We start from the raw sequence: 12,346 nt of genomic DNA on the forward strand, positions 1-12,346 counted from the left end.
GCCGGCAACCCGCCATGCACATCAAGATTGGGCACATTCTAGATTGGAGCGGCGCGAAGCGATGACAGTGCAGGACCTGACCTGGCTCAATCCGCCGCCGCACCATTCCATCGACGGCGACAGCGTTCGTGTACGCACCGGCAAGGAGACCGATTTCTGGCGCGAAACCTTCTACGGTTTCTGGCGCGACAACGGTCACTTCCTGTACCGCCAGGTCGAGGGCGATTTCACCGCCGAGGTCACGGTCAAAGGCGACTACGAGGTGCTTTATGATCAAGCCGGGCTGATGGTCCGGCTCAGCGAAACGCATTGGATCAAGGCCGGTATCGAATACACCCACGGCGTGATGTACTTTTCCGTCGTCGTCACCAATGATGCCTCCGACTGGTCGCTGGCCACCATTCCGGCCAGTCCCGACGGTGTCAGGATCCGGTTGACCCGTCACGCCGAGACGATCCGCGTCCAATACCTCGATGCTTCCGACGGCCACTGGAAGCCGGTGCGGCTTGCCTATTTTCCGATCTCGAAGACGGTCGATGTCGGCATGATGTGCTGTTCGCCGCAGCGCGAAGGCTTCGAGGTCACATTCGCCGGCTTTTCGGTCGGCCCACCGATATCGCGGGAATTGCACGACTGACACTGCCGTCGCTTCCAGCGTTAGGCCTGAAACGATGCGGAACGATGTCGCTCTTCCACGTCTGGTGAAGGATCGGTGAAATCATGCGCCAGCCTCGTCCAGTCCCAGCCCGGCTCGGACGGCATTGCGGATGGCACGCGGGCTGAACCTGGCCCAAACCGCTTGATGCGCGCGGATGCGCTGCCGTGCCCGGCGGTCAGCGTCCAGGCAAAGTTCGACAGCCATATCGGCAAGCCCTTCATCGGTATCCGACAGCAGCAACTCCTCGTTGTCGGTAAGGTCCAGACCCTCGGCCGCCAACGGCGTCGCGATCACCGGCACGCCCCAGGCCATCGCCTCCAGAATCTTGATGCGCGTGCCGCCGCCTGCCGCAAGCGGCATGATGCTGAGATGCGCCCTGGACAGGAGCGGCGCCACGGTTTCGGGGTCTTCGACGAGTTCCACGCCAGGCAATCCGGCCAGTGCCCGCACCGCGGGCTTCGGGCTGCGTCCAGCGAGAACCAGTGTCGCCGCCGGCAAGGCCTGTCGGATGCGCGGCAATATGGAGCCGGCTAGCCGCTCGACGGCATCGACGTTTGGCGGATAGCCGAGATGGCCGATAAACAGGATCACCGGAAAGCCATTGCCGGGTCCGGGCTCGGCGGGTAGCGTTTCGGAACTGTGCCCGGCGTGGGGAATTCCGTTTGGAACGACATCGATCGGCACCGTGTGCCGCGAGAGGGCCATCAGCCTCTCGCGATCCTGGCCCGAGCAGACCCAGACCCTGTCGACAAGGGCAAGCGTCTTTCGCTCGAGGCGCCTGATGCCAAGGCTTGGCTTGATCGTCGCCATGGCAGGTCGCTTCGCATCGGCGCGCCGCAACTGTCCTGCCAGGTCGGATTCGACATTGTGCATGTCGAGGATGAGCTGTCTTGTCAGCGCTCGCAAAGGCCGCAGCAGCTTGAACAGGCCGATACCCTCGACCAGCACGGTGTCCGGGCGGAAGTCCCGGACCAGTGCCTCCAGCCGCGTCAAGGCGGCGTGCGAAATGCGATGCTCCGCCCTTATGCGCCACCACCCGATCGAACCGGAGCGGGCCTCTCCTTCGATCGACAAAGCCTCGATACGGATCGACGGATCGGCTGCTTCCACGGTCCGCGGCCGCACCGACACCAGGCAGACCGGGCCGAATTCCGTTGCCGCCTCAGCGTTGCGGTAATTCCTCAGGTCAGCGCCGGATGTCGGCGGAAAGGCCGGATCGTGGGAGACGAGCAGCACGCGCCGCTCGGCGTTCCGCGTGGAAACAGTAGGGTTCAAAGCGGGGGCCCGGGACGTTGCACCAGGCACTGCTTTAAAGGCTTCATTCCAGATGGCATTCACGACCGCCCCAAGCCACAACAATCAGCTTCGACTTGTTTAGCCGAACGGGGCTTTCGTCAAGCGTCGTATCCTCTGTGGATGTCTGGTGCTCCAGCCTTGCGGCAGGCCTGCCGGTATAGCGCGATCACCGCCTGGACCATGCCAGCCAGCGGCCCGCCAGACGCTTCCAAAATGAGGTGAGCCTTGTCCGCCGATAGGCGTCGCCGGACATCTTGATGCCTTGCGCCTGCGTTGGGAAAGGATGGATGACGTTGGCCAGCGCATGCAATCCCATGCCAGACCGCATGGCGAGCGACACCGCATTGATCATCTCGCCGGCATGGCTGGCGACGACCGTGGCACCCAGGATGCGGTCGGACCCCTCCCTGACGTGGATCTTGACGAAACCCTCCTCCTCGCCGTCCATGACCGCGCGCGCGACGTCGTGCATCAGCACCGTATAGGTCTTGACCGGGATGCCGTTCTGCCGCGCCTCCGCCGGATAGAAGCCGACATGGGCGATCTCCGGATCGGTGTAGGTGCACCACGGAATGACCAGTTCGCTCAGTTTCCTGCGTCCGAGAAAAAGGGCGTTGCGCACGACCATGCGGGCTGTCGCCTCGGCGGTATGGGTGAATTTGTATGCGAGGCAGACATCGCCAGCCGCATAGATGCGTGGATTGGTGGTTCTGAGGTAGTCGTCCACTTTGATGCCGGTGGCGTCGTACGCCACCCCGGCGACTTCCAGGTCGAGGCCGTCGACATTGGGCGAACGGCCGATGCCGGTGATGATCTCGTCGACGGAAACCGTCATCGTGTCGCCATCGCGCACAAGGTCGGCGAGCTTCTTGCCGCCTTCTGTCCGCACCGCCACCGCCTCGGTATTCAGGCGAACCTCGACCCCTTCGCGCGCCAGCGCGTCCGAAAGGATCTGGGCGGCGTCGCGTTCCTCGCCAGGCAGGAACATCGGTTCCCGCTGCACCAGGATGACGTTCGCGCCCAGCAGGCAGAAGGCCTGCGCCGCCTCGCAGCCGAGCGGTCCGCCGCCAATGACCAGAAGCCGTTTCGGGCACTCCGTGAGATCGAACATGGTTTCGTTGCTGAGATAGCCGGCTTCGGTGAGGCCCGGAATCGTCGGCAGGGCCGGACGTGCGCCCGTCGCAACCAGCGCCTTCCTGAAACGCAGCGTCTTCCCGGCAACCGTGACCTCGTCAGGCCCGGAAAATCGCGCTTGACCGAAATAGAGATCGATGCCCGCGGAAGCCAGGCCCGCGGCCGAATCCGCGCGGCTGATCCGCTGCCGGATTTGCCGCATCCGCGTCATTGCCCGCTGAAAGTCGATGTGAAGACGGTCCGGCGTGTCGCCGCCAAGATTCTCGGCATCGCGCATATCGGCATAGAGCCTGGCCGTGCGGATGATCGCTTTCGACGGGATGCAGCCGACATTGATGCAGGTGCCGCCGATCAGCCCGCGCTCGATCAGCGCGACTTTCGCACCGAGGTCTGCCGCTTCGCTGGCAGCGGTCAAGCCGGCTGGCCCGGCGCCGATGACGACAAGATTGTATGGGCCATTGGGCTCGGGATTCTTCCAGAGCGGTGGATGGGCATCCCTGATCAGCTCGATGTCATTGCGGTCGACAGGGAAGGCGTTGGCCATGGTCCGGTCACGCGACATCGCCGTCACCTGACGCCGGGCTGGCCGGCTGAGACAGCCAGCCGCCGCTGAATCCGGCTCTGCCCAGGCCGCGGCGGATGTGCGGATTGGACCGCATCAGCTCCCAGATCAAGCGCGACCGGTGGTTCTCGATCATCATCACCACGATGCCCTGATCCAGCCCGTAATGGCCTTCCGACACCCAGCCGTCGCGGCCGAATTTTCGCCGATTGGCCAATGTCGGATTGAAGCCGCTTGGCAGCCGGAAATTGTCGATCACCTCGGGGTAGCGATCCCCGAGATGGCGCAATGCCGCCAGGCAGATGTCCGGGGCGAAGGGCAGCGACGCCGGATAGGACCATGGGGTGATCGTTCCATCATCCGGCCCGAAAGGCGCGCCGCGCGCGGCATAGCCGGAAAACCGGCGACGCTGTCGCGCTACGCTGGCACGAAAGCCGCCTGGTCCGTCGCCCGCCGAAAGTCCCCACAGGTTCTCGTCGTAGCCGCCGTAGCCGTAAGGGTTGTGGCGCGCATAGTCGCGGTGCAGGTAGGTCGAGCGGCGGCTGTTTTCGAAATAGTCCGAATTCTTCTCACGCATGAAAGCGTCGCGGATGCCCGCGAAGTCGATCCAGGCATGCGAGAACTGGTGCATGAACAGCGGACCGCCATAGAGCACGTCGTAGCCGTAGATGTTTTCCCATTGGTAGGTCGCCGTCCAGCCCTCGTAGCTGTTGTCCGAGGTCGGTTTGTCGGGCGAGGCCATCGACAGCACGTAGAGGATCATCGCTTCGTTGTAGCCTTCCCAGCCATAGTGGAGAAAGCCGCTCTTCGGCTTCCAGCCCTGCCGCAGGGTCGAGCTTGAGCCTTGCGCCCATCGCCAGTCGACGCGCCGGTAGAGCGCCTCGGCCAGTTGGCGGATTTCGGCTTCGTCGCCACTGTCGTCGGAGAAATAGGCGCCTGCCACCAGCATGCCCGATATCAGCAATGCGGTATCCACCATCGACAGTTCGCAACGCCAGACGCGCAGGCCGGTCCGCATGTCGAGGAAATGGTAGTAAAAGCCCTTGTGGCCGGTGACCTCGTCGCCATTGCCTTGCCGGCTGGTCGAGAAGAAACGCAGGGCGGCAAGCGTCAGCTTCACGGCCGTATCGCGCGTCATCCAGCCGCGCTCGACTCCGATCGGGTAGCAAGACAGCGCGAAGCCGACGACAGCGATGCTGGCCGGCGAATTCGGTCGCGACGTATCGGCGACCAGTCCGTTGTCGGGGTTCACGTTTTCGAGGAAGTAGTCGAAGGCGGCACGCTGATAGCGCTCCAGAAGCTCGTCGTCGGACAGTGCGGCAGCGTCGACTTTAAGCAAAAGAAGCTGGCTCCCGCCCGATGGCTTCGTTCCGTGTCATGGTTCCCGGCATAGCTTCCTTGCATGATCGTCGATTCGAAGTCTGGGACTATACGCCCGTACGCTCCCGTTCGTTGCACCGTCACGCGGAATTGAGATGCATCCGGCCTCATTAGCTGGCGCGGCCGCCGGATACGTCGAACACGGCGGCCGTCGTGAACGAACACTCCTCCGAGGCGATCCAGCAGCCGGTCTGCAATACGCTGTGGGACAAGATCGTCGACACCTTCCGCGTCACCCGTGCCGTGCGGCCGGGCGGACCTCTCCGCAAATGCCTCGCCGTAAGACAAGGTGACCGGATTTGCCATTGAGCGCCGGGCGCGATAGGTTATATTGCACTGCACAATGGAGACGCCGTTTATTGCACGCCCTTGTTTGCGGATATGCCGTCTGGCCCATGGCTTGGCGGTTCCGGGTCGCGCCGACGGGACTCTGAGATGAAGATCCCAAAGTCCCTGCTGATCGATCCCGAGAGAAATTCGGTCTATGGCGCCTTTGCCGTGGCCGTCTCGATCTGGGCGTTTTCCTACTCCGTCATTTTCGGCCAGGTGCTGATCCTGGCCTACTATGCGGTCTGGCTTCCGCTCATCCTGGTCGATTACCGGCGGTTCCTGCGCCAACTGTCCAGCGCCTGGCTGCCGCTGCTGTTTGCGGCCTATGTCTGCTCCTCCGTCTTCTGGTCGCAGGCGCCCGGCGTCACGGCGAGAACGGCCATCCAGTACTTTTCCCATATAGCCTGCGCCTACGTCGCCGCGCGCACCGTCAGTGTGCGCACCCTGACCATAGGTGCCCTGGTCGGGATATTCGTCGTCCTCATCTATTCACTGAAGGTCGCGAACTATTCCGAGGACGTTCTGGATGGCACCGTCAACTTTGTCGGCGCCTTCGCCTCCAAGAACCAGATCGGCTTTGTCGGGTCGCTCGGCGTCTATTTCTGCGCCGTCTTCCTCGCCTTTTACAGGCGCGGCCGGCTGAGCCTCATCCTGGCGGCGCCCGTCGTGCTGCTGTCGGCCTATGTTCTGGTCGTTTCGCATTCCGCCACCTCGATGGCCTCGATACCGGCGGTTCTGGCGCTGGTGGCGCTTCTTGCCATGAGCAAACTACTGTCACGCCGCTACCGCCGCGTGATCTTCCTGATCGGCGCCGGCCTGCTGGTGGTGACTGCCTTTGTCGCCTTGAATCTCGGGCTGATGGACTTCGTCCTCGGCATCTTCGGCAAGGATTCGACGCTCACCGGGCGGACCTATCTGTGGGAGCAGGGCTGGAATGCCATACAGAAATCGCCGATTCTCGGTGTTGGCTATGCCGCCTATTGGGTGCAGGGTTTTGCCGAAGCCGAGCGGCTGTGGAACGAATTCTACATCACCACACGCACCGGCTTCCACTTCCACAACACCTACATCGAAGCCCTCGTCGAACTTGGCTTCGTCGGAGCGACGCTGGTATCGCTGATCATGCTGCGCACGCTCTACGGCCATGTTTCGGCGGTGATCTTCAGGACATGGCAGGCGGATTCGGTGGTCCTCTTCGGCGTCATGGTGCTGCTGCTGATCCGCTCTTTCGTCGAGGTCGAGGTACTCAACCCCTACATCATGGGCTCTTTCCTGATGTATTTCAGCTTCTTCAAGCTGGCGCGGCTGCCCGTTACCCGCACGCGGCGGTCGCGGGCCCTGGAGCAGGCAGAGGCCAGGGGGGAGGCTGACTGGCCCCGGCATGCCGGCGGGCCGGCGGCCGCCGGCCCGTCATGAGCTATCAGCTCGCTGGTTGAACTCAGCGCACGGGAAGCCTCCGCCCGGCTTGCGTGACGCCTAATGCATGTCGCCCAAAAGTGGCCCCCGCAACGACATGCATAAAAAACGAAGCCTAAAGCGCGTCGACTGAATTCGCTTCAACGCGCAGCGGTTTAGGCCATCCCTTGCCGGGATGGATCGAAACACTGGACAGTGCCGGGGTTCGCGGGTCTACTGACTGGCCAGCGGCGCCAGCTTGATCTTGATCACATCGCCAGGCAGCACCGGCGTGTCTTCCTTCGCGGCGATTTCGCTGGTCTTGCCGTCGGCGACCCTCACCAGTGTGTAGATCAGGGTAGGCTCTTCGTTGGTAGCACTGGCCGCTATCGTGGCGGGATCGGTTGCCTGGGCCATGAGGCCTTTCTGCATATTCGCCTTCAGCGCCGCCTCATTCAGGTCGGCTTCGGTCTGCTGCCGGTCGGTGGCGAGCCTTGAACTCAAGGTGTTCTGGGCATCGATGGCATCCTGCGTAGCCTTGCTGATCGCCTGCTTGGCGGTGAGGATGGCCGTTTCGTAGTCCAGGATCTTGCCCTGCAGGTCGGCAACGGATTGGCGCGAATCCAGCAGTCGGGCGTTGGCGATCAGGCCTTTCTGCGCCAGCGGGCCGATGCTGGTGAGTTGCTGCTGCGCCAGGTCGACCTGCTGCTGCTGGTTGACGATCTTCTTCTGCAGAGATTCGATTTCGGACTGTAGAACCCCCTTCAGCTCGTCGAGCGCCTCGAGTTTCAGCTTCAGCGCCTTTTGGTCGGCTGTCAGGATCGTCATCTCGTCGGCGACGATGGCTGGCAATCTCGGATCGCCCTCGACCTCCTTCGGTACGTCGAAACTCGTCTTGCCGGCCATGTCCGCGTCGATGCGGGCGCGCTTGACGATCAGCCGAACGCGCACGTCGTCAGAGATATCGAAGTTGCCCTTGGCGGTGACCAGATCCTTGCCTAGCTGAGGGCCGTAGTCAGTGTTTCGCCTGATGCCGCCGGCGACGCTGATCGCCTGCAACACCGTCAGGTCGGGCACATAAGGAAATTTGCCGGGGTTCTGCACTTCGCCCGAAATGTAGAATGGCCGGAACTGCGCCATCTCGACCGAGGCTTCCGGCTTGTCCGATAGAGCGAGCTTACGCTGCAGCGCCTCGCCTATCGCCGTTGCGATTTCGGACGTGGTCTTGCCTGCTGCCGGCAGCTCGCCGGCGAACGGCACCGACAGCGTGCCCGATGGACCGACCGTGTACTCGCCATTCACCGCCGACCAGTCACGAAACGTGCCCTCCACGGTCTGCCATTCGGCAACGCGGATGGTGAGCTTGTCTTGCGAACCGAGGCGGTAGTCGCCGGCGGTGGCGACGTGGGGGAGAACGAGCGACACGGCAAGGCACGTGGCCAACAAACGCGCCCGCCGCGGGCGGCCGGAAACCGGGCCGCTGCGAAAGGCTTCGAAAATATCTGTTTTCAACTGAACGTTCCGATCCGCTTTAGCCCCATCGCCCGATGAGCTTGCGTCGAATGGCCGGCGCCAATGTCTGGCATCGGCCATCGGCTGGTCAGTAAGAGCCGCGCGACATCCAGACGGCCGGGACGGTCTTGATGATGATGCGAACATCCTCGAACAGCGACCAGTTCTCGACATAGTGGCGGTCGAAGGCGACGCGGCTGTCATAGGACACATCGTTGCGGCCGCTGACCTGCCACAGGCCGGTCAGGCCGGGGCGGGATTTCAGGTAGTAGACCGCGGATGTGCCATAGATTTCCAGTTCGTCGCGCACGACCGGACGAGGGCCGACAAGGCTCATGTCGCCCTGCAGGATGTTGATGATCTGCGGCAGTTCATCGAGGCTGAGTTTCCTCAACACGGCTCCCACACGAGTGACGCGCGGGTCGTTCTTCAGCTTGCGGGTCGCATTCCATTCCGCGTTGGCGTCCGGGTTGGCGGCGAGATAGGCTGCCAGCACCTTGTCGCCGTCCGGAACCATGGTGCGGAACTTCAGGCACGGAAAAATCCGCCCGCCGCGCCCTATTCGCCTGTGGCCATAGAAAATCGAACCGCCGTCGGAAAACTTGACGAGCAGCGCTATCATGACAAACAGCGGGCTGAGAGCGATCAAGCCAATCAGCGAACCGGTGATGTCGAAACTGCGTTTGAGCAGGCCGCCGATCGGCGGCGGAAAATCGATGTCAGCCTGCGAAAAGCCCGCCGTGGCCGACTTGGCAACGTACCTCATGCCGTAAACTCCATGCGTTGAACGAATGGTTCGCGGCAAGATACCAAAAAAATGTTGCAGCGCAACACACAATTTCCCATCTCGTTGAAATAGTCGCGTCATGAATTGACTAAATAATAAGCTAGCCATGCACAAATTTCGGCATATTTAGCACATTTGTGACAAGAAATGGGCATCGTCGAAAAAATACGGACATTTTTAGGGCGGTTTTTAGGCAAGCCTACCTATCTGCCAAGGCACGGCCCATATTAGTGCTTCAGTGTTCGGTGATGCTTGGGCAAAACCACGTAAAATACTACTTAATATTGCTTATTCTACTGGAGGTAACTGATGGCCGGAGATCGGCTTGAATCCCATTGCGTGCATTGCAGCATGATGGAGTCGATCGCAAAAGCCCGATGAAAAATATCCGGAGTTGCCCTTGCCGCCTATTGCTCGCCTTAATAGAATTGCAAATTATATCTGTCAGAGTGGCGACAGGTAGAAAAGGCCGGAAGCAACCGGCCGAGAGTGGGCGACCTTAACAAGCCCACATAACAAGGGACGGCGCTCGGGTGGGGCAAACGTTATATGTACCCGAGCCGGTTTATGGGCTGTTGGGTATGGCACTTCCAAAATTCATCCTCGGGATGATTTTCGCTTTGGCTATCGTGGTCGGCTGGTCCTGGCTGGGCGGCGCGTCGATAGGCACAATACTGGTGCGCGCCATCATTTGCGCGGTTGTCATCCAGGCGGGTTACTTCGTGCTCGTCTATGCCATGATCGCCAGGAGCCCGCCGACGCCGGCCGACATGGCTCGTGACGCCGAGCGAAAACTGAATGCGCCCGAGGTTGCCGAAGGCGAAAAGCTGAGCGCAAGGCGCGGCCTGCATTAGCCGGTCGGAATCGCGCCGCCCTCACGCGACGTTGGCGGCTTCGCTCTCCGACTGTTCCCCCGACAGCATCCTCGACAACCGGCTGCCGGGTTTTTTCCTTCAGCCGCTGATATTGGCCGACCTCGACGATACGGCGCATGACCGCACTTATGTAACGCTCTGGTTGCAAAATTCCGCACGGCAAAAGGAAAGGCTTTACGGCATCAAGGTTTTTGGTGATGCTTGCTTCGCACTTGCAGCATAAGCGTCGCGCGAACCGCTTTCTTTGGGAGACTGTGCGCTAAATGGCCTTGCCGGATGGTTCATACGAATGATTGCGCGCCGCCGCCGTGTCGATGCCTGGCCCCGGCGCCACCAAAATTGCCGACATTGCCTGGCTGAACAAGCTCGCGACCTTCGTCCTCAAAGCCCGTCGCGCGCAGCTGCGCATGACAGGCCGCCTGAGCTTTTCCAGTGGCTCGACACTTGCCGCGGCAGTCGATTTCGGTCGCCGCGTCTTTGAACGGCCGGGCATTTGCCGATGGCATTTCCATCGGGCATCGAACGAGCATGGGGCGAGGGCAAATCGATATCACCTGTACGAGAGGCAAATCCATGTCGATGATGAAATCCGAGGTCTGCGTGATCATCGCGGCAAAAAACGCGGCAGCGACCATCGCTGTCGCCATCGCATCCGCGTTGCGCGAACCGGAGGTGGCGGAGGTCGTCGTCGTCGATGACGGCTCCACCGACGGCACCGCTGACGTCGCACGATCCGCCGACGACGGCAGCGGCCGGCTCACGGTGATGCGCCTCGACGTCAATCGCGGCCCCTCTTTTGCCCGCAACGCGGCGATCGCCGGCTCGAAATCGCCGTTCATCGCCATTCTCGATGCCGACGATTTCTTCCTCGAAGGTCGGTTTCGCAGCCTGTTTGCCGGTGCCGATTGGGATTTCGCGGCGGACAACATCATGCTGATCAGGGATGGTGCGACGGGCGATGCGACGAAAATCGTCGCGCCTGAATTTGCCGCCGATCCGGAATTCCTCGATTTCGAACGCTTCGTCGAAGGCAATATCTCCAGGCGCCGCGTGCAAAGGGGCGAGTTAGGCTTTTTGAAGCCGGTGATCAGCCGCGCCTTCCTCGACCACCACGGCTTGCGCTATGACGAGAGCCTGCGGCTGGGCGAGGACTATGAACTCTACGCCCGTGCGGTCGCCCGCGGGGCGCGGTTCAAGGTCATTCGCTCCTGCGGCTACGGCGCCATCGTCCGCGCCGATTCGCTGAGCGGCCGCCACAAGACGCAGGATTTGAAGCGTCTGGCCGATGCGGATTTGGCGCTGCTGGCGATCGACAGCCTGCCGGAAGGCTCGAAAGCGATGCTGCGGCGGCATGAGCGGCACGTGCGCGACAAGTATCGGCTGCGCAATTTCCTCGACGTCAAGGCCGAGCGGGGGCTGGCATCGGCCGCGGCCTATGCCTTGTCAAGCCAATCTAACCTCGTCCCTATCGTCCAGGGCGTGGCCGCCGACAAGCTCGAGGCGCTGTTTCGCCGTGTCGGCCTTGTCTCCAGGCAAAACGTGCCGCCGCTGCGTTTTCTGATGGCCGGAACCAGCACGGGCAAGGAACGTTAAGCGCGGTCCATGCGTGCGGTTGCCTGCCAAGGGACACTTCATCACGCAAACCATTTCGGCCGGAATTATGAGTTTACGAATTGGGTAGTTGCCTCATGGCTCCGACGATGGCAGTCTATGTTGCGGTGCAGCAAATTAGACGACCAGCCGAACTGGCCCCCGATCGGTTTGATGTCTCTCCCTAAGAGGAGCAGGACAATGCGGCGCGAGTTTTCTGAGCCCCGGCTGCGGGGATCGGCCAGAAGCCCGGCCCACAAGCCGGCGATGACAGGAATTTGAGTTCATGGCCTCGATATTCGGTTTCAGATCAAGGGATCCGGCCCGCGACCGGCAGACCGATGTTTCACGTCTTGATCGTCTGGCAAAGCTGTTCGAGCAAATCGCGGCCGAGATCGAGTCCGAGAGGGCCGGGCTCGAGAATCGCTACCGGACGAAGGCGACCAATGCCGCCTTCCTGGTCGAAGCGATGGAAAACGGCTCCGCCTCCGACAGACGGTCCTCGGAAGTCAGCGCATTGACGCAGTCGATCCTGAATTGCGAACGCCGCATCGCGGCACTGTCGCGCCAGGATGGCATGATGAAAGAGCTCCGTCATTCGCTGGATATGGTCTTCGACGAGAATGCCGAATCGGCCGCCAAGGCTGAATTCGCCAGGCCGGCGGGAGTCGGCAGGGGTTGAAGGTGAGGGCTCGGAACTGTTGCAACGGATTTGATGCAAGGCAGGAAAAGCAATTCGGGAGGGTCACAAAAGAGGTCAGGGTTGCCCGTTCAGGAGCGGTTCGAACGTCGACTTTGGGTTGGGGACGCACAGCGCAAGGGTGAGT

The 12,346-nt window shown here is 61.7% G+C and carries 13 protein-coding genes; 7 read left to right on the top strand and 6 right to left on the bottom strand.

Annotated features, from left to right (window positions below):
• The first annotated feature begins 61 nt into the window (after positions 1 to 61).
• Positions 62 to 637 (top strand): DUF1349 domain-containing protein, encoded by a 576-nt coding sequence (locus NKH03_RS08390; protein WP_352968021.1) that lies wholly within the window; start codon positions 62 to 64, stop codon positions 635 to 637.
• Positions 638 to 718: 81 nt separating this feature from the next.
• Here NKH03_RS08390 and NKH03_RS08395 read toward each other — a convergent pair whose 3' ends face one another.
• The 3 genes from NKH03_RS08395 to NKH03_RS08405 form a co-directional block, all read right to left on the bottom strand.
• The gene (locus NKH03_RS08395; RefSeq protein ID WP_352968022.1) at positions 719 to 1,894 is read right to left on the bottom strand and encodes a glycosyltransferase family 4 protein; all 1,176 of its coding nucleotides are present in this window, start codon (positions 1,892 to 1,894) and stop codon (positions 719 to 721) included.
• Positions 1,895 to 2,120: 226 nt separating this feature from the next.
• Positions 2,121 to 3,650 (bottom strand): mercuric reductase, encoded by a 1,530-nt coding sequence (locus NKH03_RS08400; protein ID WP_352968023.1) that lies wholly within the window; start codon positions 3,648 to 3,650, stop codon positions 2,121 to 2,123.
• A complete protein-coding gene (locus tag NKH03_RS08405) occupies positions 3,640 to 4,989 on the bottom strand; it encodes a glucoamylase family protein (protein ID WP_352968024.1) in 1,350 nt (449 codons plus the stop codon). Before NKH03_RS08405 ends, NKH03_RS08400 begins: the two co-directional genes overlap by 11 nt.
• Before the next feature lie 194 nt (positions 4,990 to 5,183).
• Here NKH03_RS08405 and NKH03_RS08410 point away from each other — a divergent pair, with 194 nt between their 5' ends.
• Positions 5,184 to 5,339, top strand: a complete 156-nt coding sequence (locus NKH03_RS08410) for a hypothetical protein (protein WP_352968081.1) — start codon at positions 5,184 to 5,186, stop codon at positions 5,337 to 5,339.
• A 126-nt stretch (positions 5,340 to 5,465) separates the two neighbouring features.
• A complete protein-coding gene (locus tag NKH03_RS08415) occupies positions 5,466 to 6,776 on the top strand; it encodes an O-antigen ligase family protein (protein WP_352968025.1) in 1,311 nt (436 codons plus the stop codon).
• Between the two features lie 213 nt (positions 6,777 to 6,989).
• On the opposite strand, the gene NKH03_RS08420 is transcribed toward NKH03_RS08415, so the two are convergent.
• Positions 6,990 to 8,255 carry a polysaccharide biosynthesis/export family protein gene (locus NKH03_RS08420; protein ID WP_352869164.1) on the bottom strand — a complete coding sequence of 422 codons (1,266 nt, stop codon included), beginning with the start codon at positions 8,253 to 8,255 and terminating at the stop codon, positions 6,990 to 6,992.
• A gap of 100 nt (positions 8,256 to 8,355) precedes the next feature.
• Positions 8,356 to 9,033, bottom strand: coding sequence for a sugar transferase (locus NKH03_RS08425; protein ID WP_352968026.1), 678 nt, complete (start codon positions 9,031 to 9,033; stop codon positions 8,356 to 8,358).
• 602 nt (positions 9,034 to 9,635) lie between these two features.
• Between NKH03_RS08425 and NKH03_RS08430 the strand changes: the two genes are divergently transcribed.
• Together NKH03_RS08430 and NKH03_RS08435 are read left to right on the top strand one after the other, a co-directional pair.
• A complete protein-coding gene (locus NKH03_RS08430; RefSeq protein ID WP_352869092.1) occupies positions 9,636 to 9,908 on the top strand; it encodes an exopolysaccharide production repressor protein in 273 nt (90 codons plus the stop codon).
• A gap of 31 nt (positions 9,909 to 9,939) precedes the next feature.
• Positions 9,940 to 10,152, top strand: coding sequence for a hypothetical protein (locus NKH03_RS08435; protein WP_352869090.1), 213 nt, complete (start codon positions 9,940 to 9,942; stop codon positions 10,150 to 10,152).
• Between the two features lie 58 nt (positions 10,153 to 10,210).
• On the opposite strand, the gene NKH03_RS08440 is transcribed toward NKH03_RS08435, so the two are convergent.
• Positions 10,211 to 10,564 (bottom strand): hypothetical protein, encoded by a 354-nt coding sequence (locus NKH03_RS08440; RefSeq protein WP_352968082.1) that lies wholly within the window; start codon positions 10,562 to 10,564, stop codon positions 10,211 to 10,213.
• On the opposite strand from NKH03_RS08440, the gene NKH03_RS08445 reads away from it, so the two are divergent.
• Together NKH03_RS08445 and NKH03_RS08450 are read left to right on the top strand one after the other, a co-directional pair.
• The gene (locus tag NKH03_RS08445; RefSeq protein ID WP_352968028.1) at positions 10,503 to 11,522 is read left to right on the top strand and encodes a glycosyltransferase family 2 protein; all 1,020 of its coding nucleotides are present in this window, start codon (positions 10,503 to 10,505) and stop codon (positions 11,520 to 11,522) included. The genes NKH03_RS08440 and NKH03_RS08445 overlap by 62 nt on opposite strands.
• A 283-nt stretch (positions 11,523 to 11,805) precedes the next feature.
• Positions 11,806 to 12,201: a hypothetical protein gene (locus NKH03_RS08450; RefSeq protein WP_352968029.1), complete on the top strand. Its 396-nt coding sequence runs from the start codon at positions 11,806 to 11,808 to the stop codon at positions 12,199 to 12,201.
• The last annotated feature ends 145 nt before the right edge of the window (positions 12,202 to 12,346 follow it).

The organism is Mesorhizobium sp. M1406, from assembly GCF_040317555.1.
Taxonomy (GTDB): domain Bacteria; phylum Pseudomonadota; class Alphaproteobacteria; order Rhizobiales; family Rhizobiaceae; genus Mesorhizobium.

What these genes read in the sequence shown, in the direction of transcription:
- NKH03_RS08445 (WP_352968028.1), top strand. Translation starts at nt 10,503, where the DNA reads ATGTCGATGATGAAATCCGAGGTCTGCGTGATCATCGCGGCAAAAAAC.
- NKH03_RS08425 (WP_352968026.1), bottom strand. Translation starts at nt 9,033, where the DNA reads ATGAGGTACGTTGCCAAGTCGGCCACGGCGGGCTTTTCGCAGGCTGAC.
- NKH03_RS08400 (WP_352968023.1), bottom strand. Translation starts at nt 3,650, where the DNA reads ATGTCGCGTGACCGGACCATGGCCAACGCCTTCCCTGTCGACCGCAAT.
- NKH03_RS08430 (WP_352869092.1), top strand. Translation starts at nt 9,636, where the DNA reads ATGGCACTTCCAAAATTCATCCTCGGGATGATTTTCGCTTTGGCTATC.
- NKH03_RS08415 (WP_352968025.1), top strand. Translation starts at nt 5,466, where the DNA reads ATGAAGATCCCAAAGTCCCTGCTGATCGATCCCGAGAGAAATTCGGTC.
- NKH03_RS08390 (WP_352968021.1), top strand. Translation starts at nt 62, where the DNA reads ATGACAGTGCAGGACCTGACCTGGCTCAATCCGCCGCCGCACCATTCC.
- NKH03_RS08440 (WP_352968082.1), bottom strand. Translation starts at nt 10,564, where the DNA reads ATGGTCGCTGCCGCGTTTTTTGCCGCGATGATCACGCAGACCTCGGAT.
- NKH03_RS08450 (WP_352968029.1), top strand. Translation starts at nt 11,806, where the DNA reads ATGGCCTCGATATTCGGTTTCAGATCAAGGGATCCGGCCCGCGACCGG.